Below are 26,959 nucleotides of genomic sequence, written 5' to 3'. Positions count from 1 at the left end.
TCGCGCATGAAAATGTCTGCAAGGAGAATCACATGGCAAATAAAGCCATTGCAATGCAAACGTGGCATAAAAAAGCTACTTTAATCATTAGTGCCATAATAATTACATTGGTCTTAATTTGGTCACTGATCCCAGCATTCACCAAGTGGGCCGCTAATCATTACCTTGCACAATATGATGCGGTATTGACTGCAGAAGAAATTAACCCTGATCTGTTTCCTATCGGAATCAACCTGAGTAATGTCAGTATTGAGCAAAAAGAGCAAGAAACATTACACCTTGAACACTTAAGTGTTGGCCTAGACTTTTGGCCACTTTTCCTCGGCGCCTTCCATGTTAACCATGTGGCGATTAATGGATTCAAAACTCAGGTTACTCAGCTTGAAGACAGCTTAACCTTTGCAGGCATTACGATTCCCCCATCCGAAGCTGACACTGCAAACGATGAGGAAGCTGAATCAGGCAAAGAAGCAACCATCGTCCCTACCTTCTTCGTTCGAAATGCTGACATAAAGGACATTTCCGTTTCGTTTAGCACAGAGAAAGGGACTGACACGTTTGCCATCAATCACCTGAGCATCGCTGAAGTGTCCCATGAGCTGTCCCAATGGCGAGGTATTTTTGAGCTAAGCGCCTCCTTGAATGATGCCATTGCTAACTTAACTGGCGACATTCAAGCAGATAAAGAAAAGCTAGATGCATCGATAGATCTAGAGAACATCCTTGTCTCTAGCTCTGACTTTAAGCACTTTATGCCAAATCAAATCGGTTCTATTAAGGCCAACGACTTACGGTTAGAAGGTACTACTAAGACCACTTACCGCTTTAAAAATACGCCATTACTGACATTTGAATCGCCTAGTATTAACGTTGGCAGCTCTAATCTAAGCCTACAGCAGAACGACCAGAATATTGCTTGGAATACTTTCGATACTCAATTAAACGACGTAACCGTGTCGATGAATACGATGCAAAGCCTCAATGTACAAGCAGACAGTTCGATCGATATTGAAGGTTTAAAAGTAACTCTTGGCGATCAACAATTCGAAACAGACAACCTTGCCCTCAAAAACGAGTTAAACCTTTCTAAAACGGGTGACGAGCTGACGGTTCACAATGGCGATACAACTCTCTCATTAGGCTCGGCAAAATGGCATGCTGGTGAAAATAACGCAGCAATCACCAAGTCTGAGTTGCAGTTGACAGACGTTGCGACGCAATTAGATTTAGAAAGCGCTCAAGGAAACATTGCTACGGTGCTGGCATTCACAGCGGAAGGACTTACAGGGAAGCTACCGTCAGGCGAACAGCTGGAAGCTTCCTCTTTAGCACTGGAGTTTCCAGTTAATGTGGACTTAGCAGAACAAAGCCAGACCGTTTCACTTGATAAATTAAGCTTTGATTTAGACAACACCAAAGTTGCCGGCACGAATGTATCAGGCCAATTGCAATCCATTGGTTTAGCACTTAACAAAGCCAAAATCACCCAATCAGATCAACAATTAAACATTCAAAGTAATAACACGGCACTACAGATGAGTGGGGCCGCTTTTGATAACCCTGATATCAATGCAGCTTTGGCAGACCTTGACTTACAGCTGAGTAAAACGGAATTCACTCAGTCTAACAAAGGGCTCTCGGCTAAAACTGGAACGCAACTAGCTTCCAAAGGTTTAGATCTAGACCTTCGTAACTTACCGAATGAGCAACCAGATGTGTCAGTCAGCTACGATTCAATCTCGTTAAACAGCCAATTAGCATGGCAACAAATAAACGACCAACAACAGTTCAACGCGCAGCAGAATCAACTTATTCTTAATCAGCTAGGCATCACTCAAAATGAAGTACTGACAGGATTGCTGGATCAATTGAACTTGGTAAATGAGTCGATTCTGCTAAGCATAAATGACCAAGGCCTCGAGCAACTAGAAGCGAAGAAAAATACTCTTGAAATGACGAACTTGACTAGTAGCGTGACGGACAAAGGCACACTACTTAACCTAAAAGGTATCTCTGGTAATGCCCCATCGATCAGCGTCGACAGTCAAGGCACTAAAGCCTCTATTGATCAGATCAAGCTTGATGGACTCGTCGCCTCTCAACCAAGCTCAGAACAAAACTTACCAGCTCTGAGTAAGTTTGACGCATTGACCATTAAACGAGTTCAAGTCCAAAAAGATGGCATCAATGTGGACAGTGTGCTGTTTGATAAGCTGATTTCTGGAGTAGCGCTATCTGAGTCTAGAGAAGTAGCCAACTTAGTCCTGCCGAATAATTGGCAAACGCAAGCTGGGGAGAACGAAGCAGAAACGCCAGAAAGCCCAGCAAAAACGGGCACACCAAATAATGAAAGCACTCCTTTCTACGTTGTGGTAGACCGCATCGAGTTGTCTCCAGGCTCTCAATTCAGCTTCTCTGATAAAGGTATTTCACCTGCCCTTAGTCGAGTCTTAGACATTGAGCAGTTAACCATTAACCAGCTCAATACTCGTGATCCAGACGCCTCAGCCACTCTCCAGCTAAAGGCTAAAAATGGCGACTATGCCACGATCGACAGCGACATTTCGATCAAACCCATGGCTGAACGTTTAACAATGCAAGCAAAAGCAACGGTGAGAGAGGTTGAACTGCCTCCAATTTCTCCTTATGTTTCCAATGCACTTGGCTATCAGATTCAATCGGGTCAACTTAATATGGATCTTGATCTCGGCGCCAATGCCGGTCAACTTAGTGGTAATACTCATATCGTCTTACGCCAATTCGATCTAGGCGGACAAAAAGACAGCAGTGCTTTGCTAAAAGTGGGTGCCGTTCCTCTGGATTTAGCTGTCGACGCTCTAAAAAACAGTGATAACAACATTGTCTTAGATCTACCGATGAAAGGTGACATCGATAACCCTAACTTCCAGTGGCAAAACTTCTTCTTGTTACCGATAAGACAAGGACTATTTAAAGCATCAAGCACTTACTTAATGCAAACCTTTGTCCCTTATGCCAACGTAATTTCATTGGTTCAATTTGCTGGTGAGCAAGCACTGCGTCTTCGCGTAGAGCCGTTGCAATACGCTTTAGGGGAACAAGACATCACAGCGCCAGAGCAAGAAGCCTTTTTGGATCAGATGATTAAACTGATGAAAGACCGTAAGGGTGCAGAGCTTAAAGCGTGCGGTGTATCAGTCGTAAAAGACATTAGCGAAGACAAGACTTACAAATCTTTGACCGAAGACGAAAAGGCAGAATTACTAGAACTTGCCAACCAGCGTGCCGAGTCTTTAAAACGCTATCTGGTTGATAATGGCATTCAATCTTCTCGTGTTTTCTTGTGTTCCCCTGCTATTGAAGACGACAATAACGCTGCACCACATGTAACCTTTACCTTCTAATTGGCAATGCTTTAATAGAGACAAAAAAGCTCCAGCCCTAATAGGACTGGAGCTTTTTTTTATGACAGTCGTCTTTTACAACTTAGCAAACAATAGCGATCACAATATCCATTACATTTGTATTGGTCGGGCCTGTGATAAAGATACCACCATGCTCACGTAAATATGTTCCTGCATCAGCACGTTGTAGGGCATCATGCACACCTTCGATATCAGCGGCTGTCGAGCCATCAACAATGCCTCCCGCTGCATCCGTTGGACCATCGCTGCCATCGGTACCAGCGACCAGTACCAGTATGTCCTCACGACCGACAATGTACTGTGCCAAACCCAATGCAAGCGCTTGGTTACGACCACCGCTACCTGGGTTTTCAGGTAGTTTCACCGTTGGCTCACCACCGTAGATGTAAATGCCCTTCTCGGCTTGCGCGATGTATTGACCAAGGCGTTCAGATAAAACACCTACATCATCGTACAAACATTCTTGGTTTTCTTTAACGGTAAAACCAAGTGTTTTAGCTTTCGCCGCGGCTGCCATTCGGGCCACTTCGTTGGTCGCAATTAAATCAACACTTGATGTAGCCGGGCAACGTTTTGTATCCCCCGTACCTGAACCGATAGTACTAATGCTATCGCCTTCTACGTCAGAAATGGCTAAGACTCGAACTTCTGCGCCTTTAAAGTTTTCCAGTAACTTGCCATCTTTAATCAGGGAGGTTTCTTTACGTCGCGTATTGATCTGGCCAATGTTGTACCCTGCCGCCAACATTTGATCCGTTAGCTGTTGCCAATCTTCTAGCGTCACATCTTCAGGCAAGGCTTCAGAAAGAGCCGATGTACCTCCAGAAACCAACAACAGAAGTTTGCTACCTGCTGCCATAGACTCAACGGTATCAAGCATCCGCACGCCAGCGTCTAACGAGTGCTGATCTGGCACTGGGTGCGCAGATTCAATCACCGTCACATTTTGAGCTTCCCACATGGTTTTATCCGTGTGGTCATACTTGGTGACAAGAAGGGCTGGACAATCATTACCAAGTGCTGCTAAGGCGCCTGCACACATACCACTGGCAGCTTTACCCACCGCAACGATTTGATCTGGCACAAAGCCATCAAATGCCGATACCGCACGCTGCGTTGCATTAAAGCCTGCAACTGCATCGATCGCCGCGTCAAAAATCTTTATGGCTGATTCTTTATCCATTGAATTCAATCTATCCCCCTTATGCGTCTAAACGACACGATATAAAAAAGCCGCATCAACAGGACTTACGTCACGGCGCTGATACGGCTTCTTGAGATATCTAAGTGTAGCGAGTACTAATTAGTTGCCGAATGGACCTTGAAGACCGTTCTGAGCAAGTAACGTACCGTAGATATTTGAGTTCAACACCATCATTTCAGTGTATTTAGCCACGAGTGCCGCACGTTTATCTGCGTCTTTAGTTGCGTTGATTGCTCCCCAGTATGCCGCTAATTGAGTTGCGCTGTCAGCAAGTTGTTTGATTTGTTCATCAGATAGGTTAGCAACCGAGCTAGAGTTCACTTTACCTACACCGTTTACAGTCTTCGCACCGCCATCGGTGTACCCTTCTGGTAGATCACCTTTTAGGTTCACGACTTTGCGGTACTTGATCACTGATAAAATCTGATCAACGGCTTGCTTCGCACCTTCTACACGAGAAACGTGTTCAGTGTCCGCTGCAGCATGTGGAAGAAGCTCCATCTTATCTACGTGTTTCTCGTAGATGTTACGGTATGGCACCATTGGACCAGACAAAGCACCCGTTTCTGGGTCTTTGAATAGGTCAGCGTCAATTGCAGCATAGCGGATCTGACCGCTTGCTAGAGCCGCGTCAAGCGCTTCGATGTCAACCACTTCACCACGGTCGTAGTTTACCAGTACCGCACCATGGTTCATGGCAGAGAACACTTCTGCGTTGATGATGTCAGAGTTAGCAAACTTACCCGTTTCAGTGTTGAATGCACCTAGACCAGTGTGTGGGCTAAGGACGTCAGCATCTTGCACCGCTTCAACGATGCTAGAAGCGAAAGTAAAGCCTTCAGATTCGATCCACTTCTGGTGAGCTGGACGAGCGTAAACTGAAACGTTCATGCCGAATGCTGCCCCTAGTTTCGCGACTTCACGACCGATGTTGCCGTAGCCAACAACAGCAAGTTTCTTACCTTCAAGTTTCGTGGTTGGGAACTCAGCTAGGTTCTTACCTGTGTCGAAGTCGCCCGCAACAACGCGATCGTGCATTGCGCTGACTTGTAGATCTGGAAGCACTTTAAGCAGCGCTTTCATGGCTGCTTGTGCCGTCGCACGAGAGTTGAAGCTTGGCGTATTCATCAGTGGTGCGACACCACCTTCTCCGTTACCGCCACCCCAGCTAGCAGACCCCATGTTGCCAGTACCGGCACCGATACGTACGCCACCTAGCTCGAACTTTGATTCCGCAGGGAAGAATGTCGCCGCAGCGATCACAGCGTCGTATTGGCCTTCGCCCGTTTCAGCCAGTAACTCGTCTTCGCGGCTTAGGCTTGGCTGGTAAAAGAAATGTACTTTACCTTTTTCTAGATCGCCTGCTTCTGAAACAGAACCGAAGTGGAACTTACCACCTTGAGATTTGATGTAGGCAGCTACTTCACGACAATCCGCTTGTCCATCGGCATCAAAAACCATACCTACTAGGTCTGCGATCAGTACTTTGTATGCTCGGTCAGCGTCGTCTAGGCGAACATCAGCGCCAGCAGAAGCAGATACGGCACTTTCAACCGTTTCGCCTTGCTCAGCTAGAAGTTCTTCCAGAACCGCGATTTTCGCACGTTGGTAGCAGTACTGGATGTTGTCCAGTAGTGCAGTGATATCTTCGTTTGGACGGATGCCACCGATCCAAGCACGATAGTCACCTGGAGAACCTGGGAATGCGTTCACGTAACGTGCAACGTCCAGACCTTTCTCGTGCGCACCATCAGTGTGAGTGATGCCTTCGTAGCCTAGCATTTGCTTAGATTTCACGATGATACGATTGTGTACGTCAGCATCAGTGATGTCTTTGTCAGTGACTTTAAGAAGTGTAACCGCTGCGCCACGAGAATCAGTGTTAGATACGCCTAGTTCGAACAGTTCGCTGTTGTCGATCCACTGATTTACTAGATCACGGTTTGCTTTAGAGCGTGCGTTTAGAGTGTAGACATCACCGATCATGCGCTCGTTGCGTAGAACTGCGAACGTTGTTTCTGCGAACGCTAGTGTACTGAATGTATTGATGATACCACCCAGCATTTGATCTTTTTCAGCGTCGTAGATTGGACCAAGATCCGTTGTTTTTTCGCTTGATAGAGGTGCTTTTGCATCACGTGGCACAGCAATTTTCAGCTGACGTGGGATAGCCCATGCTGGATCTTTTTGGTTCGCATTGATACGAGCTAGTGCTGGCTTAGTGAGCGATACGATGAAGTAACCAGAGATACCACCGATGGCCTTCTGAAATGGCATGAACATGTTACATTTCGTCAACACGCCATCTACTAGGTCTTTTGACCAAGGCATCGCGCCTAGAAGAGATGTTGCGTCAATTACCGCGTGGTGCGCTTCTGGGTTTGCATCAACCCATTCTAGGAGGTTGCGGATTTCTTGTTCCGTGTAAGTGGTCGCCCCCGTTGTTTCGTGGCCTACACCGAAGAATAGTTTAACGCCTTTCTCAAGTAAGAAAGAAGCACTTGGGATCGCGCCTTCGCCCTCAGCAAAAAGGATACGGCTTTCATCACCGTTCGCGGCGTAACGCTGAAGTTCAGTTAACTGAGTACCCCATGATTGGCGGAAGAAACCACCTGCTTTGCCTTCTTCTGACTCAGGCTTTGGTGTATCAACGTAAACGATTTGAGAAGGATCGTTTGCCGTCATTAGGTGAAGCGCTGCGGCAGTGAAGCCACTGTGACCGCCACCCAGACCAACCGCCATGCTATTCGCTTTAGGGAAGCCAAAGTAGCGGTGAATTTCACGCATCATGTCGTTTAGGACTTTATCTGCAGGGTAACCACGGTGCATACCACGACCAATTTCAGCCGTTGTAAAGCTGCCAATACGATTCCCTTTGTCATCCAACTTAGGGTAGTTCTCTTCTAACCACGCGTCGAACTCAAAACGAAGTTGACGAGCATCAACTTCATTTAATGCCATGTCGGTGATTGGACCAACACCAAAAAACTGATTGCTTGTTGCTTGTGGAGCGCCATGTTGAGTGAGAGAAAGCGCGCTTTCACGAGCGGCTTTAAGTTGCTCAATTGAAGTCATAAATTTATTACCTGCAAGATAGTTAAACGTTATACGTACTGGCGTATTTATTCTTATCGTTAATTCAATAGCGCATCTGCTCTTCACCCAGCCCACGCCTATTTCGACGAGGTCAGGTGCTCTCCAACCCAACAGATCATTGCTCTTTTGAATGACGCACACTTGACATCAAGCTGTGCTAAGCAGGCAGTGTAATATTGTTCAAATAAGTAAGAGTTTCCTGAAAACGCCAAAATTATGCATTTATTCTACAAATGACCGAAATCAATTTACCTGAGTCAAAAGAAGCGTAATCTACAGATAAAGGTTAAGAGAACAATCAAGGAGAATTGAAATGCCAATCGAAAACCACAGCTTGGTAAATGAATTACCTGAATACAAAGAACAAATTCATGAATTAAAAATGCACGATGCTCATTTCCGACGCTTATTCGATGAGTATCATTTCTTAACTAATGAAATTGAAAATATTGAAAAAGAAATTGTGCTGGCTAGCACACTAGAGGAAGAAGAGTTTAAGAAACGCCGCTTACATCTTAAGGACTCTCTACTCGACATGCTGCGTAAAGCGAAAGCAGAACAAGAAACTGCATAATTAGTCATAAAAAATAATAAGCCCACAACTAGTGGGCTTATTATTTCGCGTTATTTCGATTGCTCAAACAACCAATCTCTAACGGGTTCAAGCTTATACGCATAATCAAATGAGTACATATGCTCAGCGCCTCCACCCGAAACGCCATCAGGTGTAACCGTATTCGCATCAAATTGTATAAAGTTACGATCGTAACCTTTTTCAATAAGCTCACTCACTTCACGGTTTTGTTCTGTTTGTGAGAGTTTTGCAGAGAATTTTGTTTGTCCGAACTCGACCCCATATTTCTCAAAATCAGCTTTCAAACTAGTCATGCCTGCTGATGCCTTCTTATCTCCAGCGGAAACCACATAACTAAATTTTTGCTTACGTTGTGGTTGCAATACATTGATATCCCATTGACTACCAACATATAAAGACGCTGCAAATAAGTCAGGATACGTTGCATTCCAATAAAAAGAAATCATTCCCCCCATGGATTGACCGGTGGTATAGAGACGATCTGAGTCAATAGTGTATTGAGACTTCACAGCGTTAAGTAAGCGCATCGCTGTATCTACTTCGTCTGTAACTTCTGATCGATCGTTTACAACATTTTCAGGACCGACAAATGCTGGCACTAGAACAAAGCTTTCATGCTTAGCTTGCTCTTGATCAGAGGCCCAAATGATCCCACCCCACCCTTGTATTAAAGGTGATTCAATACCCTTACCTGTCGTACTTCCGTCGGCCATAAACACAACCAATGGATAGGATTTACTGCTATCGTAGTTATCTGGAACAAACAAGTTATATGACATCTGATTGCCATTAACAGGATCACTAAAAGTCAACTTCTGAAACTTTGAAGACAGCGCCGCTCTTTCTTCAATCAACTTGGTATCATAGGACTTATCGATACTACCGCCACGTCCTCCACCTTGCATGACATTTTGACTGCAGCCAGACAACAACACTGCAGCTGCTAAGACACTTACAGACAGCATTCTTTGCATTATTAAACTCCATAAAAGAAAAAAATAATGCTAACGCGACGAGGGATTTAGAAACACAGTCCTTACGAACATTTACCTTATAAGTTTTAGAGCATCACAGTATGTGAGCAACGGTCTAGAGCGGTATCAACATGACTAGCATAAATTAAGAAGTCAGGTTTATATGGCCCCTCTAGCAAAGCACCGCATATACGCTCAATACTAGAGCTGTCTAATCCATCAAAAGGCTCATCTAAGATCAACACTGGTGAGCTCCGTAACAATACTCTTGCAAGACATATACGACGGGCTTGACCACCGGAGATATCTCGCCCCTGAGCACCTAAAAGAGTATCTAATCCGTTAGGTAAAGCTTCTGCCCACTCTTTGAGACCTAATGTATGAAGTACTTTATACAGTTCCGTATCGCTTGCAGCAGCATTCCCAAGACACAGATTTGCTCTTAAACTTTGCTGAAAAATAACGGACTGCTGCGATAAAAAGGCAAGTTGACTACGCCATGAGGGTGAGTCAAGCTGGATAAAGCGCTGGTCGTCCAGTAAAACTTCTCCGTCATAATTTATGTCTCCTGCTAACGCAGCCAAACAAGTGCTCTTGCCTGAGCCACTGGCGCCCACAAGGCGCATCGCTCCGCCGCAGGAAATGGAAATATTCACTTTAGGTAAATGAGCTGACGTCGGGGAAGTCTCATAGCGACCTGTAAAACCACGCAGAGTAATGTTCTGAAAAGGCGCTAGTCTGGGCGCATCGTCTTCTCTTTCTAAAGGAGCTGAAATCGCAAGCTGATTCAAACGCTTTAAACCTACTTTAGATTGACCCTGAGCCAACACAGCATTAGAAATGGGTTGCATTAGCTCATTGACACCTAATGCAGCCAACACCAATGCCACCAACCACGTTGCTTCAACCTCGGCTTGAATGCTGATGCCTTGATCCGTAATCTCTAAACATAAAATAAAGAAACTACCAATTAACAAAAAGCTCATTAGTTGGCTGATCAATTTTGTCTTTGACGTGCTGCGCTGCAAACAAGCTTGAAGCTTACGTTGACGCTCATCTAAATTGTCCAAGCGCTCACTGTAATGTTGCCAGTGTCCACGAATGGTCAACGTAATCAACGCCGAAAACACCGACATAAAACGGCTTCGCCGGTGTACCGATAAAGCTTGCATTCTATATACAGATAGCAACGCCGCTCTGTTGGCTAACCAAGGAATCATCCATAACTGCACCACACTGTATAAGGTAATGGGCAACATCAGCGTTGGCGATACAAATGCTCCCAATGCAAACAAGCCAAGACATGCTACTAAGCCATATACCCATGGCATGATGACGGCTAATGGCCACTTGATGATTTGATCCAAGTCGCCAACTAGGCGCTGTAACAAGTCGCCTTTGGTTTGTTTATTCACCTTAGCTTGCGGCGTATTAATACGCTGATCCCATACCCATAAACGAAGGCTGCGTAATAAGCCTAATAAATGATCATGGGAAAACACTTGCTCACCATAGCGACCTGCTGTTCGCAGGATAGCCATCAGACGTACTAGTGCACCTGGCGTAAAAAAATTAAAAACGAGCGCTGTGCCCATTGCACTAGCAAGACCAGCAGCGGATAAAAACCAACCAGAAATTCCCAGCAGGGCAACGGCCGCTAGACTTGAGATAATACCGACTAAGACCGCTACCAGTAACCCAAAAGGGTTTTCTAGCAACAGCGATTTAAACGTAAGAGATTGGGGTTTGCGTTGCGACATGCACACCTTCTTTTGTCATTACCCATTGTTGATTTGCCCACACAACAGGATGCGTATCATGACTGATGATCAATACGGTTTTACCGAAGCTAGCTTCGTCTAAGGTATTCAAAACTTGTTCAGCTGTCTCTAAATCAAGCCCAGAGCAGGGTTCATCTAATAACCAAATATCTGCCTTACTAAGCAAAGCACGCGCGATAGACAAACGCTGCATTTGCCCACCAGATAGACCTGTCCCCGCTTCACTGATAGGGGTATCCCAGCCAAATCTAAGCTGACCGACGAAATCCCAACATTGTGCTTTCATTAACGCCATGCGCAAATCATCGTCGTTGCATTTCCCAAGTCCTAATTCTAGATTTTGACGAATCGTGCCTTGAACCCATTCTGGCTGTTGTGGTATCCAAGCCAAGCGGCGACGCCAAGCTTGAATATCCTCTGGGTAAAGTAATGTCCCCTCAATTAAGATTGATCCTTGGTATTGCTGTTCGAAGCCAAGCAGGATAGACATTAAGCTTGTCTTACCTGCTCCAGACTCTCCTCTTAGCCAAACTCGCTCGCCTTGCTGAATAGAAACCGAGATGTTAGCAAGACGAGTTCGACCATCTTGCTGCCAATGTAAATCGACAAACTGAATAATTGGCGTTGATTGATGAACCGTGGTTTCTGAAAACTTCTCTTTTTCATGCTCGCTAAATGTGCTTAGTGCCATATCGAGAATGGCTTGAATATCTGTCGCAGCCGCTTCTGCTTTTTGTTTTGCGTGGTAATCATTGCCAAGCTGACGTAACGGCAAATAGAACTCCGGAGCAAGCAATAATAGATAAAACGCAGCAAACAAACTGACCGGTGACACGCCAGTCTGCCACGGAAGCTGCTCTAAAAGGCCAAGCCCCAAATAAAGTGCAACCATAGCAATCGCCACGGAAGAAAAAAGTTCAAGCGTACCTGTTGATAGAAATGCCAAACGTAATACGCCCATGGTGGTCTTCTGGTACTCAGAAGCTGTGAGTGATAAGCGCTCACGGGCGCTTTGTGTTTGACCAAGACGCTTCAGCTCCGCCATGCCTTGGTTCAAATCCATAAACTGGTTGGAGAGCAGAGATAACACCTTAAACTGCTTACGATTGGCGCTTGCCGCTTTATGACCAACGAGTATCATAAAGAACACCACTAAGGGAGCTGTAAAAGCAAAGATAAAAAAAGCAATCCATGACACTGGTAACACGGCCAGCATTATTGTCAAAGGAATAAAGGTAACAAGGAAAACCTGTGGCACATAGCGACTGTAGTAGTCATCTAATGCGTCGACTTGTTCATATACACGAGTCGAAAGCCCCGCATCTTCATCTAGTTTTAGACGATTAGGCCCCAATCTCGTTAAGTGACTGATTAAACGTTTACGAAGTGAAAAGCGAATATTACGACTGGCACTGGCACACATTTGTTCACGCACAAATTGCACAACGACTTTTAAAAGAAATGCGCCACCGGCAAGCAATGCGGCACTGAGGGGAAAGCTCCCCTCAAGCACTAAATCAGAGATAACTTTTGCCAGACCTAAGGCTTGCGCTACAATCATCAACGCGATTAAGACACCTAACCATTTGACTGTTTGAAAGCGCTTCTTTTCCGCTTGTTGTAAATCAGAAAGAAATTGCTGTTCTGGTGTCTTAACCCGTTCACGCATCACGAAAGCCTTACATCATAAGGTCGAAACCTTAGTTTTTTATTACATTGAATCTTCTGGAGACTCACCGTCGTAGCCAGAAAACTCAAGCCAGACAGCATTGATAATGCCAAATGAACACGCTAGTAGAACACCCAACACCCAAGCAAAATACCACATAATGACTCCTTATATCGGGGCAGGTTCCCCTACCCCATTGCATCTTAGTAAAGTGAATGTGAGTTTTTCGCGATGTGCTCTTTAGAGAGACGACCAAACATCACGAAGTAACTCCACACAGTGTAGGACAATACAATCGGTACGAAGATACACGCCACCACGAACATGATCATCATAGTGGTTTCACTTGATGTCGCATCCCACATAGTCAGACTCATGCTTGGAAAAGAAGAAGACGGCATTAGGAATGGGAACATAGAACCGCCAGCAGTCATGATGATTCCAGCGATACCCAATGATGATAGAAGGAAAGCCATGCCACCACGACCCGCAGCCCCCATCAGCCCCGCTAGCAACATACCTCCAATACCGACAATCGGAGCAAGCATTAGAGCAGGGAAAACACTGTAGTTCGCTAACCAAGCTCCAGCTTGAACCTCAGCTGTTTTCATCAATGGCGTCATAGCAGAGTTACCATCGAACTCACTCGTAATCACGTAACCATCAATACCATAAGCTAACCAAACACCTGCTAAAGCGAACAACACAGCAGTAAGAACACCCGACACCATGGTTGCTTTACGTACTTTGGCAAATAAGTTGCCTTCGGTTTTCATTAGCAACCAAGCACCACCTTGCGTCACAAGCATTAGCAAGCTCACTAGGCCACAAAGAATCGCAAACGGGTTAAGCAGTGCGAAGAATGAGCCTGTGTAGGTCACGCGTAGGTATTCATCAAACTGGAATGGTACGCCTTGCAATAGGTTACCAAACGCCACACCAAAAATGATGGGTGGAACTGCTGAACCAAAGCCGATGCCCCAATCCCAGTTTTTACGCCATTTTGTACCTTCAAGCTTAGAACGGTAATCAAAGCCAATTGGACGGAAGAACAAAGCCGCCAAGGTTAGAATCATCGCCATGTAAAAGCCTGAGAACGAGGTCGCGTATACTACTGGCCAAGCCGCAAACAGCGCACCACCTGCTGTGATAAACCAAACTTGGTTACCGTCCCAGTGTGGGGCAATCGAGTTGATCATAATACGGCGTTCAGAGTCGTCTTTTGAAATAACGTTCAAAAGTGAGCCGACCCCCATATCAAAGCCGTCCGTGATGGCAAAACCGATTAGCAATACGCCAACCAATACCCACCAGATGACTTTCAGCATTTCGTAATCCATCTTAAACCTCCTGCGCTTTAAGCTGGTCTGTTTCTTTTTCTAGCGCATAGCGGCCAGTATGCAGACTTGAAGGACCCTTCTTCGCGAAACGAATCATCAAGTACATCTCTGCAATCAAGAACACAGTGTATAAAGCAGTCATAAGACCTAGTGATAACCAAATTTGACCTGTTGTCAGGTTAGATACCGCCACGTGAACAGGTAGTACTTCACCAATGGCCCAAGGCTGACGACCGTATTCGGCAACAAACCAACCTGTCTCACAGGCGATCCATGGCAACGGTAGCGTGAACATGATGGCTTTTAGGAACAGACGGTTTTGACCAATACGACGACGAGCATTCTGGTAGAAAGCCACTGCGAAAGTCACCAGCATTAGGAAGCCTGCTGCCACCATGATGCGGAACGCGAAGAACAGTGGTGCCACTTTAGGAATAGAGTAATCCACTGCCATATCAAGCTGCTCTGGCGTGACGTTATTGATGTCATCTGTAAAAGCTGTCACCAATAAGCCGTAACCCAAATCGTCTTTTACTTTTTCGAAGTTTTCGATCAATTGAGGGTCTTCGTTGCCAGAACGTAGCTCAGCCAATAACTGGTTAGCATAGATACCGTTGATAATGCGTTGGCGGTGGTATTCTTTTAGCTCTTTAATACCGACCACTTCTTCATCAAGAGAACGCGTGGCAATCAACCCCATCAAGCCAGGTATACGCAACGCATATTCTGTTTCTTCTAGCTCTTGATTCGGGAAACCAATGATCGTGAACGGTGCTGGTGCTTCGTGGGTTTCCCACTCAGCTTCGACCGCCGCCAGTTTCACGCGCTGTACTTCACCTAGCTCGTAACCAGACTCATCACCTAGGATGATAACGCTTAAAGTAGCCGCTAGACCGAACGCAGAAGCGATGGCAAACGAGCGACGCGCAAAGGCTAAGTCACGATTTTTAAGCAGGTAATAGCTTGAGATCACCAAGACAAAGATGGCACCCGTTACGTAACCCGCAGAAACAGTGTGAACAAATTTCACCTGCGCCACAGGGTTAAATAACAATGCACCGAAGTCCACTAATTCCATACGCATGGTTTGGTAATTGAACTCAGACCCTACAGGGTTTTGCATCCAACCGTTGGCGATCAAGATCCACAGTGCAGACAAGTTAGAACCTAGCGCTACCAGCCAAGTCACCATTAAGTGCTTAACTTTGCTTAAACGATCCCAACCGAAGAAGAACAAACCAACTAGTGTTGATTCAAGGAAGAAGGCCATCAAGCCTTCGATTGCCAATGGCGCACCGAAGATGTCACCTACGTAATGTGAGTAGTAAGACCAGTTTGTTCCGAACTGGAACTCCATAGTCAAACCGGTTGTGACACCTAGGGCGAAGTTAATCCCAAACAACTTACCCCAAAAGCGCACCATGTCCTTGTACACCTGTTTGCCAGTAATGACGTACACGGACTCCATAATCGCAAGTAAGAAAGAAAGGCCGAGGGTCAGAGGTACAAACAAAAAGTGGTACATGGCCGTTAGCGCAAACTGGAACCGCGAGAGCTCTACAACTGCTTCATTAATCATGATCTTAACCCATGTCTAACGTAAGAAAACGGCGGCTCTTCCTAGGCACTTTAATGCTCTTATTTCTTTTGGTCGCCAACAAATGCTTCATCATTCACTAAATGTATGGTTAGCATACGTGTGAATTATTTATTAGCGTTGCTTATGGGTCATTGCGTTAGATCAATAAATGTTACTAATGGCTTAACTCAATTCTAACTTACACATTCTTTACATGAAGAAAGAGAGCTTGGGCATTTGATTTGATCAATTAGTCAACTCTAAGCACCGCTACGGTGCATATTAGATGCCTATTATTTACACGAGTCAACACAAAAAGTAATAAGCTTATATCATTTTGGACTATGTCATTTTTTTATATAGCTTTGAGTGATAAGAATTCATTATAGTTACCATTTCGCTTGCCTTTGACTTTTAATGGCTCCTCGCTGTTTTTTTATGTCTAATCGTTTTCGTTGTGAGCTTTTAGTTGGCCGAGTCGGACGACGTTCTTTCTGCGGACGAATTGCTTCTAGGATCAAGTTCTGCAAACGATTGAGTGCGTCTTCTCTATTGGCTTCTTGAGTTCGAAACTGCTGCGCTTTAATAATTAAGACCCCATCCTTAGATATACGACTGTCCTTTAGAGCTAGTAGTGGTTCTTTGATTCGTTCAGGAAGAGAAGATTGAAGGATATCAAACCTTAAATGAATGGCACTTGAGACCTTGTTGACATTCTGACCACCAGCTCCTTGGGCACGAATAGCCGTCATTTCGATTTCATAATCAGGAATTTCAACTGTATTGGAGATTTTTATAACCATGTCACTTTCACATCAAATTGTCTGAAGCTCATTGTAACAGTAGCAAAAGGTTTCATAATCTTACTTCGCATCTTTTGACAAGTTCGTTACAATCACCTTCCTTTTTGATTGGAAACTGGAGCCATCAGTGACACTATTTCGTCCATGCATCGACCTACACCAAGGCAAAGTAAAGCAAATTGTAGGGGGAAGTTTGAATGACACTGGCGCAAAAGAGAACTTCATAAGTGACTATGATGCAGCCTATTATGCAAGCCTCTATCGAGAACACGGCCTCACAGGCGGGCACGTTATAGCTCTTGGCAAAGACAAAGAAAACAAGCTTGAAGCCTTAAGCGCACTTAGAGCCTACCCAAACGGCTTACAATATGGTGGCGGTGTTACTAAAAAAAATGCCGCTGAATATCTTGAAGCAGGTGCCTCTCACGTCATTGTTACGTCTTACCTTTTTGAAGACGGGGAGTTCTCATGGGATCGTCTCGATCATATCAAACGAGAAACTGGCACTGACCGTTTAGTACTCGACCTAAGCTGCCGTCGCGTCGGCGAGAGTTGGTTTATTGCAACAGATCGATGGCAAACAGTGACTTCAACGGAAGTAAATCATGAAAATTTGACTGAACTTGCTAATCACTGTGATGAGTTTTTAATACATGCTGCTGATGTTGAAGGTCTTCAGGCTGGAATTGATGAGAAGCTAGTGATGCTACTAGGTCAAGGCTGCCCTATTGATGTCACTTATGCAGGCGGCGCACGTTCACTGAATGACTTAAAACGTGTTCATGAATTATCAAATGGGTTGGTTGATTTAACCATTGGTAGCGCTTTAGATATCTTCGGTGGAAAAGGCGTTTCTTTAGAGGAATGCATTTCTTGGAATAGCGGCCAATAGCGCAATCTTTTTGAATATCGGGGGAACTTGACGCTCCTTCGATTTCTTGCGCATTCCTTATCTCGACATCGACAGCCCATTGCCTCATACTTGGCAAATATTTTTATTCACCTTAGGAATTTTTAAGAGTATGAGGATCTTACGCACCAGCTTTATCGTTTTACCTTTGTTGTTATCAGCGTGTTCCTTTACCACTACTACCACGTCAACCAGCAGCCAGCAGCTACCGGAACAAGAACCGTCTTCTGAAACAACGAAGACTGAAGAAGTTGTTACGACAGAGCAGGTAGATCTCTCGACAAAGAATCTTGACGCGAAGCCTCAAGTAACAGAGGAACTTAGTCAGGATGAGCTAATGAGTCAATTGCAGAAGCTCGATCAACTCGCACAGCAAAATGTAGAAGAGTTAGAAACAAGACTTGGTCACTCGATTGAGAAGCTTGAATTGCCGCTTAATAGCAACCAAGCTCGCACAGAACTACAAGCGACTGTTAATCAATATGAATCTTTCAATACAATGCTCACAAAAGAAATCATTGAGCTAGATAAACGTGTTGAAAACCGTCGTGACCATCCTAGTAATGGCGACATTCTTCAACTACATTTGTCTGCAATTAACATCAAAAAAGAAAAGTCTTTTAAAGCGCCTGCATTGGTCGGCAACTGGGTACGTGGTGAATCAAGAGTAGTTAAGTTGACAGAAAACTTTTTGGTTGAAAATGCCGTTTCTGAACCACTCAATGTCACGTTTACTGAGTCTTATCAAATTATTATTAACGGTAAGCTCATCGGTACATTCGCACCGACTCGAAGCAAATATGAGCTTGAATTTGATGCACCAACTGCAGATTCTTCAGGTACTGTTTCAGGTACTTTAAAGATCCGCTTAGAAAGTGAGTAATGAGTGTTTAAGAGGAGTGGCTAGTTAGCTTCTCCTCCATTTCGCTTCTGAATTTTTCTAAACGCCTAGGGACCATCACAGATAAGGACTTTGGAATCATTTCAATCGTTATTTGCTCTGCACTTCGGTTTTCACCATCTAGCACATAATCAATCCTTCCGTTTGATTTCAAATTAACACGAGCTGCTGTGGTGTGATTCACGCCTTCGTATACATGATCCTGCAAACGACTCGTTAAACCGTGACCGACCAACTCCAATAAATTTAACAATTGTGCTCTATCGGCTGACAACCAAGTCAAATCCATCTTCCCATCTGTAATGTCAGGCGCCCCTTTGCCCTGCGCCAATAAAGTTGTTACAGGGGCAGCATTAGCGATTGTCAAACTAGGAGTATTAATCTCAATGGTTTCATGATCATTGATGCATAGCTGATAAGTTCTAGTCTGATTAGCACTTACCGCTTCAGATAGTCCCTGCAAGTATGCTAATTGACCGCTGTTGTTCTTTTTAGATCGGTCAGCTTTTTCAATCATTTGCTGCTCAAAACCTACACCACACAACATCAGCATCACTTCATCATTGCATTTAGCAGTATCGATACGACTTTCAACGCCTTCAATAAGCGCCATACATGCTGTATCAATTGGATTGATCTTTATTCCTATACCACACAAAGCATAACTCAGTGCATTGGCTGTTCCCAACGGTATGATCCCGAGCTTCACTTGAGTATTTACGAGCACTTGAGCCACTTCAGCAACCGTTCCATCACCACCACAAGCAATCACGAGATCAGGTTTTGTAGCTAATGCTTTTTCAGCCCAATATCGACCATTGTGACTCTCTGATGTTGTCCTTAGCGTAATATCGTAATATGGGCTGAGTGACTCAAGAATCTGTCCCTTACTCTCCTTCCATTGCATTGTCCCAGCAACTGGGTTTGCAATTAACCAAGCACTGTTTTTCACACGTAGCTTTCTTTCATGATGAAGCGTTGTTAAGTGATGCAATTGCTTTTTATTCAGAAAAATGCTCTTTCGAATAGATTTGATTTGTTTTAAGACACTTACAGGCGTCTTATCAGGATGTTGACTCAACAAGTAAGCAGCCATCATGAATACTGAGCGCCCTCGTCCCAATGCACAATGCACGATGACACTTCTGCCATCTTTTCTATGTGTATGAATCCAGTTCAGCGCACGCTCTACTTGAGCTTCAGTTGGCACAGAGTGATCTAGAATAGGAACGTTTAGATAATCAATCTCTTCCCCTAAAAGAGTCCAATTTAATGAATCAAACTCAGCTGTAACATCTAGAACAGCTCCTATATCGTGATAACGTAAAAAGTGAATATCGGATGGAAAGAGGCGCCTCGCCAAGAAAAGACCAGGTTCAACTTCCTGTATAGCTGGCACTTTGTCTTTTCTACGAGCAATGGCATTGTAGAGCTGGGTTGCCCAAAGAAAAGGCCACAGAAGCCAACGAATTGAAATTGGTATGGTTCCATTTGCACGCTTTCGAAAAATAGCTGGCTTATTTAGCAAGTATGCAAGACTCACTGCGAAAAATGATGCAGATGCCCAAATCCAAGCGCTTCTAAAGTAAACATCTGCTGTACTAATACTTAAGAAAACAAACACTAACGCGAGTAATAAATACACATTTGTTTGTAACAACATACGTACGACTCCCTACAGATCGAAGCACTTTAAGTTTTGCTGAATGTTTATATCCCTTTAGAACAACCATATCGAGAACACTTCAATTCGTAAATCAATACTGCTTATATGCCTATATATATGCACTAACTTACACATTAGTAAAACATCAAAACACAAAAAAGGCATTTTTCCTGAAGAAACACTGTGCTAATCTCGAATACGATTGACTCATTGTTATCGTCCATACTTTAACGATAGTCAGTTGCTCACGGGAAAAGCGACTTTTGCATTCTAGTGGCTTTTCTTTATCTCGTTTGTTGGTGCCTTTGCACCTGGAGTTTTCCTAATGGATGCATCTATTTCATTGTTCGAATTAGGCTGGCAAACCTACTTCCAGCAACAGTTGTCATTGGATGACCTTGAATCCCATAGCGTAGCAAGAGTTTGCCAAGTAGAACCGTCTAGGTATAACCTGCTTTCAGAAAGCGGTTTGATTCACCTATCAAAAGATGTCTCTCAGCCAAATATGACTATTGGTGATTGGGTAGTTGTTGACGGTGATAACAAATTTGTACGCAAACTTGATCGAAGTGCATTATTCAATCAAGACGCTCACCTGATTGCTTCTAATATAGACACAGTTTTGATTGTTAGCGCTTTGGATGAATCTTTTAATATAGAACTTATCAAACGTTACCTAGAACTGGTTCACGATGCAGAAGCCGATGCTATCGTCGTTCTAACGAAAGCGGACCTTTGTGATACTGTCGATGAAAAGCGTGAGCAAGTACAACGACTTGACCCTTTACTTTTGATCGAGACGGTAAACACTAAATCAGATGAGCCGTTGCAGGCACTGCAAGACTTTTTCAAGAAAGGTAGAACAATTGCTATTCTTGGAGCGCCAGGATCAGGAAAATCACGCTTGGTTCGTAGCCTGATAACACTAGACTCAGACTTGACTCACTTCTCTGTAGCTCAAGACGCCCTATTCAGATTACCTAACGGCGCTGTGCTATTAGATTCACCTGCGTTAAGAGAACTTCAAGCGAACGAGGCACAAAGCTCAATTTCAGGCTTTGAACTTGTTACAAAGTTCGCGGAAAAGTGTCGTTTCAATGATTGCAGCCACAACAACGAACCTGGCTGTAATGTACGAAAGGCTATTGAAGAAGGCGAGTTGGACGAACAACGAGTCAAAGCTTTCAAGCGCTCACACTTTTATGGTGAAGATGACTCAAACCAGAAGTCAAAGCCACACGATAAATTTCATCGTAGCGCTCACTCTGAGGCAAGGGCACGAAAACATAGCATATCTGAGTGATTTTAATAAAAAACCTGCCTAGGCAGGTTTTTTATTGTCTAACAACTAAAGTGTATCTTTAGCATCCATCATTTCTGTCCAGGCTGCGATGGCTTTATCGAACTCTGGCCTTTCCGCCTTAGCAATAGATTGTAACGTTGGTATCTTAGCTTTCATTGGGTTAACTGGACGACCATTAATATGAAGTTCGTAATGCAAATGGGGCCCGGTCACACGTCCAGTTGAACCGGATAATGCAATGACTTGTCCACGCTTCACACGCTGTCCCTTTTTCACAAGGATTTTACTTAGGTGCAAGAAACGCGTGCTGTATTTACCAATATTATCTACATCAATATATTTACCTGCGTAGCGGTGATTAGCAGTTCGAGTGACAATTCCGTCACCTGTCGCTAGAACTTTCGTACCACTTGGTGTCGCTAAATCCGTACCATTATGAGGGGAAGGTCGACCAGTAACAGGATGCATACGGTTTGGATTAAAACCAGAGCTCACACGATAGGTCACAGACGTTGGCCAACGACGTAAGGCGGGTGTCAGGCTATTGCCAGACTCATCATAAAATCGTCCATCAGAGCTGTTCAGAAAAGCCTGGTAATATTGCCCCCGAACTTTTATTCGGACAGCCTCCACCTGCTCACTCCCTACCGATTCACCGTCTACATCACCTTGCTTTAACACCACGTCAAATGGGTCTCCCGCACGAATGTCTCGTCTGAAATCTAAACGCCCCTTTAGCAAATCACTAATTGTCATAATATTAGCATCGGACAAGCCACTACGTTTTGCAGATAAGTAAAAACTACCTTCAACGGAACCATGCTTAGTAAATTGGCTCCATGAAATAGGCTTCAGCTCTTCTTTATAAACAAACCCTCCATTGTCATGCTGAACATAAGCGATGGTTTTACTGGCATCAATCTTACGAGAAATACGTACCAATTCATCTTTATCATTCGTTTCAAAGCGCAACCGATCGCCTACCTGCAACGGCTCTAAAACTAAGTACTCTTGATCTGCTTCTAGGACGCTATATAAAGTATTGACCGTAAAGCCATATTGCAGAAATATTGCTTCTAAAGTGTCACCCGACTTTATTAGATGCTCAACAACTCTAGGTTTCGGGGCAGACTGCGTTACTTGATCAACAATTGATTCTCCTTCAGTCGTAGGCACCATATTCATTGGCGGTGCCAGCGCATCCAGTGATGGGGGCTGCGGGGCGTTAGCAAGTTGCGTGGTAATAGGAGTCAGCTCTATTCGATTGTTAGGTAGAGCCTGGTAGTTTTCAGCACGCTGATCATCTTCAACAGTGCCTTCATAAATCATCAAAAACAATACAAAGACTGAAACAATCAATAACACCCAAAGTCTTGGGCCACGAGGCAGCCAACGCAGTTTTCTTTTCGGTTGAACCATAGAGAGTAAACTTCTTTCCAGGGCAGCTCTCTGCTGCCATCTTGAGATTTATGATACCTCACAAAAGGCATCATATTGATATATAGTAAAAAGACTGTCCCATCTTGCCTGAGTCTTTTAAAAAATGACAGTCTATAAGATCAAGCTATATTACAAAATACTACCTCTTACGCAATCTTGATATGAATGATTCAGATCTGATCAAAACAGCTTCTTTAGAAAACCCCTTCTATTACCTTGAGAATGCACAAACCATTTGGCGCTGGGTACTACAGCATCACAGGGACTGCCTTTCGCATGAGGAGGTAGTAAACTTGCAAGCAATTATATCTCTTCCAAAAGAGGCTAAAGCCTTATTGGTCAGACTGAACATGCGCAAAGGAGAACTTTTTTGTCTATCGGATCTCAACTATACAGAGATTAGAGCTCTCGAAACGGCTACGACATTGCTATCAGAAGCAAAACTGATTGAAATCGACCCACACGTTTCATTTGATGAAGCAACTAACAAACTCAACAAAGATTTTCTCTGGGCTTACTGTCAAACTCGCCTAACAAACGCCCCCAAGAAAAACACCCGAAAAGCAGAGTTAGTTGTACTGCTTAAACAATTGACACAAAGTGACCGCCTTCAGCGCTTTTCAGATTGGGGAGATAATCGCACTTGGCTTAAATTAACCGATAGAAGCTTTTTCAAACGCATTCAATTGATGTTTTTTGGCAATCTTCATCAAGATTGGTCCGAATTCATCATCACTGAGCTAGGCCTTATACACTACGAAGCTATCTCATACAGTGCCACATTGAGGGCGTTTAAAAGCAGAGAGGACATCACTAATTACCTTCAATTAGATTCGGTATTGGATCAATTAGAGCTAACGTCTACTGAATCGACATTAACACTCGATGATTCATTGCTCTCTACTAATCCCAGTAGGTGGCTTGAGGCCAAACGCAAAAATGTGTGCTTTCGTGCTGCCCAAACACTCGAAAAAAGAGGGCAATTTACACAAGCAATGAAGGCGTATAAAAGTATAGGTAGCAACGAGGCCAATATACGTTTACTACGTATTATGGAAAAGCAATGCCATCCTAAGAACACAATTGCTTTAGCAGAGGATTTATTAAACGTTACAGTTCATGGTGAAACTAGGACTCTTATTTACCGGATTCTTAAGCGACAGTATAAAAAAGTTGGGGGTGCCACCCTTTCTCTCCCCTCAATTATCCATATTACTGAGAAGGAAATTACCTTCAGCAATGCCCCACAAAGTGTTGAAAAAGCGGTGGCGACATTTTTAACTGAAACCAACTCACCGGTTTACTATATAGAAAACCGTTTAATACCTGCATTGTGGGGACTTCTTTATTGGGAAGCTATTTACGCTCCTATTAAAGGCGCATTCTTCCACCCTTTTCAAGCGGCTCCGGCCGACCTGTATTCCCAAGACTTTCTAGCAGTTCGCAAGCATTATGTAGACTCTTTAGAATCCTCTCTGAATGAAGACACTTATAAACAAGTAATTCTGGAAAACTACCATGCCAAACATGGTTTACGCTGTCCTTTCGTGTACTGGCCAGTGCTCAGTGTTGAAATGATTGAACAGGCTTTAGATTCCATTTCAAAAGAGCAAATTAAAGGCATTTTTAAGTATTTAGAACAAGACTTACGCCAACATAAAAAAGGATTACCTGACTTAATACAGTTCAATTTAGTCACTAATACAACAGCCTTTATTGAAGTGAAAGCACCAAATGACCGCTTACAAATTCAGCAACAGCTTTGGCTTGAACAGCTTATAAAGCTTGGGTTTGACTGCTGTGTTGCCAAAGTAAGATGGCTGTCTTAAATAGTCATGTGCATACATTAAATTTAGAGTAGAGTAATCAACAAACGTCTAACCTGCCATTTACTGAGCAAAAATATGAGCACTCAAGGAACGTCATCCATAAACTTTTCAGATCAACAAGGTTCCAGTGAAATTGAATTAGTTCGAGAAGTCCCAATCGCAATCAGCATTAATGATCTGAATTATGCTGTGATCATGGTAACCGATATCGATATTGAAGCCTTTGTCGTTGGTTTTGCTTTTTCTGAAGGGCTGATCAATACAGCAAGTGAAGTCCTAGAAATACAACTGGACCAAAAAAGTGCGACAGAACATCTACCTGAGCACCTAATCGCTAACTTGGCGCTTACCAATCGTGCTCAACAGCGTAGCAGAGATATCATGCGCCGAAGAAAAGGGAATAGCGGTTGTGGTTTATGTGGTATTGAGGCTATAGAACAAGCTTTCCCCCCTCTCAATAAACTCATTGAACACCCCTCTCTTTCTGATCAGTATTGGATCGCGGCTAAAGAAGCCTTTGTATCACATCAAGAAATCGGCTCTGTTTCAGGAGCAATACATGGGGCAATGCTATTAGACAAAAGCGGTGATTTTTGCTATTTCGCCGAGGACATAGGCAGACATAATGCGCTAGATAAGTTGATTGGTAAGGCTATGATGGAAGGTCATACTCTCGAAGGCAATCATATACTAATGAGCAGTCGATGCAGTACTGAACTCATTCTTAAAGCAGTAAGGGCGAAAGTTTCAAGTCTTGGGCACCTTGCCTCACCGAGCACCCTGGCTGTTCACCAAGCGAAGCACTATGGCTTGCAGCTCATTCATATACCAAGAAAAGCAAGCCCAAGAAGATTTACGTTTTGAGCGCAATTAATTATCTTCTGAGCGAACGCAATTGCGACCTGCCTCTTTTGCTCGATAAAGAGCTGTATCAGCTTGTTTTATTGCCAAATCAATTGTTCGCGCACTCACTTCTTCCTGCACACAGCCAACTCCGATTGAAACAGTGATTTGTTTAACCTTAGGTATTGGCATACAAGCGATGCGTTCACAAAGAGAGTTCGCTATATCGACAGCCTTGTCACACTGTGTATCAGGTAAAAAGATGAGAAACTCCTCACCACCCACACGACATGCTAAATCATTCTCCTGAATAAAGGCAGACATATTATTTGCCAATAATTTAATCACTTGATCACCCACATCGTGGCCAAAGCGATCATTCACGGCTTTAAAGTGGTCTATATCGAGTGCCAACACAGAGAATTTTTGTCCCGTCGTTTCAAACTTATCAAGCCAGCGCTGCATTCCTCGACGATTACATAACTGTGTTAAGGGATCAGTATTGCTATCAACATCTAATTTATGAATACGCTCGTTAAGTAACCCAATCGCATTTAAAACAGCCATTTTTAATTGGGATGCTTCAAAATACCAGGAGCGGATAGAGACAATTTGACCCTGAACATTTTCATCGTTTACGTTTCCAGCATTTTTTGCAAGCTGACGTAATGGCTTCGAAATCAAATATGCCATCACCCAAATAATCATTAAGGTAATCACCGCGATGGGTAGACTACGCCAAAGTACATTCATCATTTGATTGTTAAGAGCACTCATCACCAGCTCTTTTGGTCGTTGGACAACCACACCCCAATTTGACGCAGGAACCGGTGCATAGCCCGCAAGCATATTAATGTTGAGAGAATTTTTCGCTTCTCGACTGCCTTCGGCCAAACTCATTGCTTGCTGAACAATCGGCATTTGGGAAACATTTTCACCTATTCGCTTCGAATCAGCATGAAAAAGCAGCTCGCCGTATTGATCTACTACGTAAAGATAAGTCGCATCTGTGAAAAAGTGCTCTCTCATTAGGCGAGATATAGAACCGTTTCTATTTAGGTAAATAGTACCTGATATGTAGCCAAGGTATTGACCTTGATTGTCAAAGATAGGGTGCGAAATACTTACTAAGACATTACCTGAAATAGAGTGGAAAGGATTGGTGATCAGTGGTTTTCTTTCGTAAAAAGACTGCCTAGTATTTTCTGGCAAGACATAACCTTTCGAGATCGTACCCTCAGGATACACTGCAACCACTTCAGCATCTTGATTCACCACAATGGCCGAGTTAAATACTTCTGATTGTAGAACTAACCTTTGGACTTCCTCATCAGGAGAGTAAGAACCTAGATTATTAGCTAACAAATTAGCACTAAAGGCAACACTATGTTGGGCAGACGTTAGGAGCATTTGAGCAGATTCTGCTACTTTCGCAGCGTAGCGCTGATTTGCCTCCAGCGTATTGCTCATCAAAAGCTGTCGCTGAACATTGTAAATAGCTAGGTAACTATTTCCTAACGTCACTAGGACACTACCGATAGTTAACAACAGAATTAAGCGACGTAGGTCGGTGCGAACTAAATATCGAAGGAAGGGCATTAAATGCTCACTGTTTAATTCTT

19 protein-coding genes are annotated in these 26,959 nt (G+C 43.8%); 7 read left to right on the top strand and 12 right to left on the bottom strand.

Annotated features, from left to right (window positions below; genetic code table 11):
- Positions 1-32: 32 nt before the first annotated feature.
- Positions 33-3,383, top strand: coding sequence for a DUF748 domain-containing protein (locus JHD44_RS05025; RefSeq protein WP_199461673.1), 3,351 nt, complete (start codon positions 33-35; stop codon positions 3,381-3,383).
- An 82-nt stretch (positions 3,384-3,465) separates the two neighbouring features.
- Here the strand turns inward: JHD44_RS05025 and JHD44_RS05020 are convergent, their stop codons facing one another.
- Positions 3,466-4,587, bottom strand: a complete 1,122-nt coding sequence (locus JHD44_RS05020; RefSeq protein WP_233401766.1) for a DUF4147 domain-containing protein — start codon at positions 4,585-4,587, stop codon at positions 3,466-3,468.
- A gap of 120 nt (positions 4,588-4,707) precedes the next feature.
- Positions 4,708-7,683, bottom strand: a complete 2,976-nt coding sequence (locus tag JHD44_RS05015; protein ID WP_199461671.1) for an NAD(P)-dependent oxidoreductase — start codon at positions 7,681-7,683, stop codon at positions 4,708-4,710.
- Positions 7,684-8,017: 334 nt separating this feature from the next.
- Here JHD44_RS05015 and JHD44_RS05010 point away from each other — a divergent pair, with 334 nt between their 5' ends.
- Positions 8,018-8,278 carry a YdcH family protein gene (locus JHD44_RS05010; RefSeq protein WP_199461670.1) on the top strand — a complete coding sequence of 87 codons (261 nt, stop codon included), beginning with the start codon at positions 8,018-8,020 and terminating at the stop codon, positions 8,276-8,278.
- Between the two features lie 50 nt (positions 8,279-8,328).
- On the opposite strand, the gene JHD44_RS05005 is transcribed toward JHD44_RS05010, so the two are convergent.
- The 7 genes from JHD44_RS05005 to arfB form a co-directional block, all read right to left on the bottom strand.
- On the bottom strand, positions 8,329-9,273 hold the full coding sequence (locus JHD44_RS05005) for an alpha/beta hydrolase-fold protein (RefSeq protein ID WP_199461669.1): 945 nt from the start codon (positions 9,271-9,273) through the stop codon (positions 8,329-8,331).
- Between the two features lie 86 nt (positions 9,274-9,359).
- Complete coding sequence (locus JHD44_RS05000) at positions 9,360-11,033, bottom strand: amino acid ABC transporter ATP-binding/permease protein (protein WP_233401764.1); 1,674 nt, start codon at positions 11,031-11,033, stop codon at positions 9,360-9,362.
- A complete protein-coding gene (cydD, locus tag JHD44_RS04995; protein ID WP_199461667.1) occupies positions 10,999-12,723 on the bottom strand; it encodes a thiol reductant ABC exporter subunit CydD in 1,725 nt (574 codons plus the stop codon). Before cydD ends, JHD44_RS05000 begins: the two co-directional genes overlap by 35 nt.
- Before the next feature lie 42 nt (positions 12,724-12,765).
- Positions 12,766-12,882: a cytochrome bd-I oxidase subunit CydX gene (cydX, locus tag JHD44_RS04990; protein ID WP_055463284.1), complete on the bottom strand. Its 117-nt coding sequence runs from the start codon at positions 12,880-12,882 to the stop codon at positions 12,766-12,768.
- Positions 12,883-12,926: 44 nt separating this feature from the next.
- Positions 12,927-14,063 carry a cytochrome d ubiquinol oxidase subunit II gene (cydB, locus tag JHD44_RS04985; protein ID WP_199461666.1) on the bottom strand — a complete coding sequence of 379 codons (1,137 nt, stop codon included), beginning with the start codon at positions 14,061-14,063 and terminating at the stop codon, positions 12,927-12,929.
- A 1-nt stretch (position 14,064) separates the two neighbouring features.
- Positions 14,065-15,642 carry a cytochrome ubiquinol oxidase subunit I gene (locus JHD44_RS04980; RefSeq protein WP_199461664.1) on the bottom strand — a complete coding sequence of 526 codons (1,578 nt, stop codon included), beginning with the start codon at positions 15,640-15,642 and terminating at the stop codon, positions 14,065-14,067.
- 389 nt (positions 15,643-16,031) lie between these two features.
- Positions 16,032-16,445, bottom strand: a complete 414-nt coding sequence (arfB, locus tag JHD44_RS04975; protein WP_199461662.1) for an alternative ribosome rescue aminoacyl-tRNA hydrolase ArfB — start codon at positions 16,443-16,445, stop codon at positions 16,032-16,034.
- A gap of 127 nt (positions 16,446-16,572) precedes the next feature.
- Between arfB and hisA the strand changes: the two genes are divergently transcribed.
- On the top strand, positions 16,573-17,337 hold the full coding sequence (gene hisA / locus JHD44_RS04970) for a phosphoribosylformimino-5-aminoimidazole carboxamide ribotide isomerase (RefSeq protein ID WP_199461660.1): 765 nt from the start codon (positions 16,573-16,575) through the stop codon (positions 17,335-17,337).
- A 130-nt stretch (positions 17,338-17,467) separates the two neighbouring features.
- Positions 17,468-18,238: a hypothetical protein gene (locus tag JHD44_RS04965; RefSeq protein WP_199461658.1), complete on the top strand. Its 771-nt coding sequence runs from the start codon at positions 17,468-17,470 to the stop codon at positions 18,236-18,238.
- A 7-nt stretch (positions 18,239-18,245) separates the two neighbouring features.
- Here JHD44_RS04965 and JHD44_RS04960 read toward each other — a convergent pair whose 3' ends face one another.
- Positions 18,246-19,919, bottom strand: a complete 1,674-nt coding sequence (locus tag JHD44_RS04960; protein WP_199461656.1) for a diacylglycerol kinase family protein — start codon at positions 19,917-19,919, stop codon at positions 18,246-18,248.
- 328 nt (positions 19,920-20,247) lie between these two features.
- Here JHD44_RS04960 and rsgA point away from each other — a divergent pair, with 328 nt between their 5' ends.
- Entirely contained in the window at positions 20,248-21,225 is a 978-nt protein-coding gene (gene rsgA / locus JHD44_RS04955) for a GTPase RsgA (RefSeq protein WP_199461654.1), read from the top strand.
- A gap of 45 nt (positions 21,226-21,270) precedes the next feature.
- On the opposite strand, the gene JHD44_RS04950 is transcribed toward rsgA, so the two are convergent.
- Positions 21,271-22,644 (bottom strand): peptidoglycan DD-metalloendopeptidase family protein, encoded by a 1,374-nt coding sequence (locus JHD44_RS04950; RefSeq protein WP_233401762.1) that lies wholly within the window; start codon positions 22,642-22,644, stop codon positions 21,271-21,273.
- Positions 22,645-22,826: 182 nt separating this feature from the next.
- Here JHD44_RS04950 and JHD44_RS04945 point away from each other — a divergent pair, with 182 nt between their 5' ends.
- Both JHD44_RS04945 and JHD44_RS04940 read left to right on the top strand, forming a co-directional pair.
- Complete coding sequence (locus tag JHD44_RS04945; protein ID WP_325097046.1) at positions 22,827-24,494, top strand: VRR-NUC domain-containing protein; 1,668 nt, start codon at positions 22,827-22,829, stop codon at positions 24,492-24,494.
- A 75-nt stretch (positions 24,495-24,569) separates the two neighbouring features.
- Positions 24,570-25,358, top strand: a complete 789-nt coding sequence (locus tag JHD44_RS04940) for a formate dehydrogenase accessory sulfurtransferase FdhD (protein ID WP_199461650.1) — start codon at positions 24,570-24,572, stop codon at positions 25,356-25,358.
- Between the two features lie 6 nt (positions 25,359-25,364).
- Here JHD44_RS04940 and JHD44_RS04935 read toward each other — a convergent pair whose 3' ends face one another.
- Positions 25,365-26,936 (bottom strand): sensor domain-containing diguanylate cyclase, encoded by a 1,572-nt coding sequence (locus JHD44_RS04935; protein WP_199461648.1) that lies wholly within the window; start codon positions 26,934-26,936, stop codon positions 25,365-25,367.
- Positions 26,937-26,959: the final 23 nt, after the last annotated feature.

It is taken from the genome of Marinomonas ostreistagni, from assembly GCF_016461785.1.
Classification (GTDB): Bacteria; Pseudomonadota; Gammaproteobacteria; order Pseudomonadales; family Marinomonadaceae; genus Marinomonas; species Marinomonas ostreistagni_A.
Note: the sequence above shows the minus strand (reverse complement) of the source record. Positions and strands in the feature narration are given on the sequence as shown.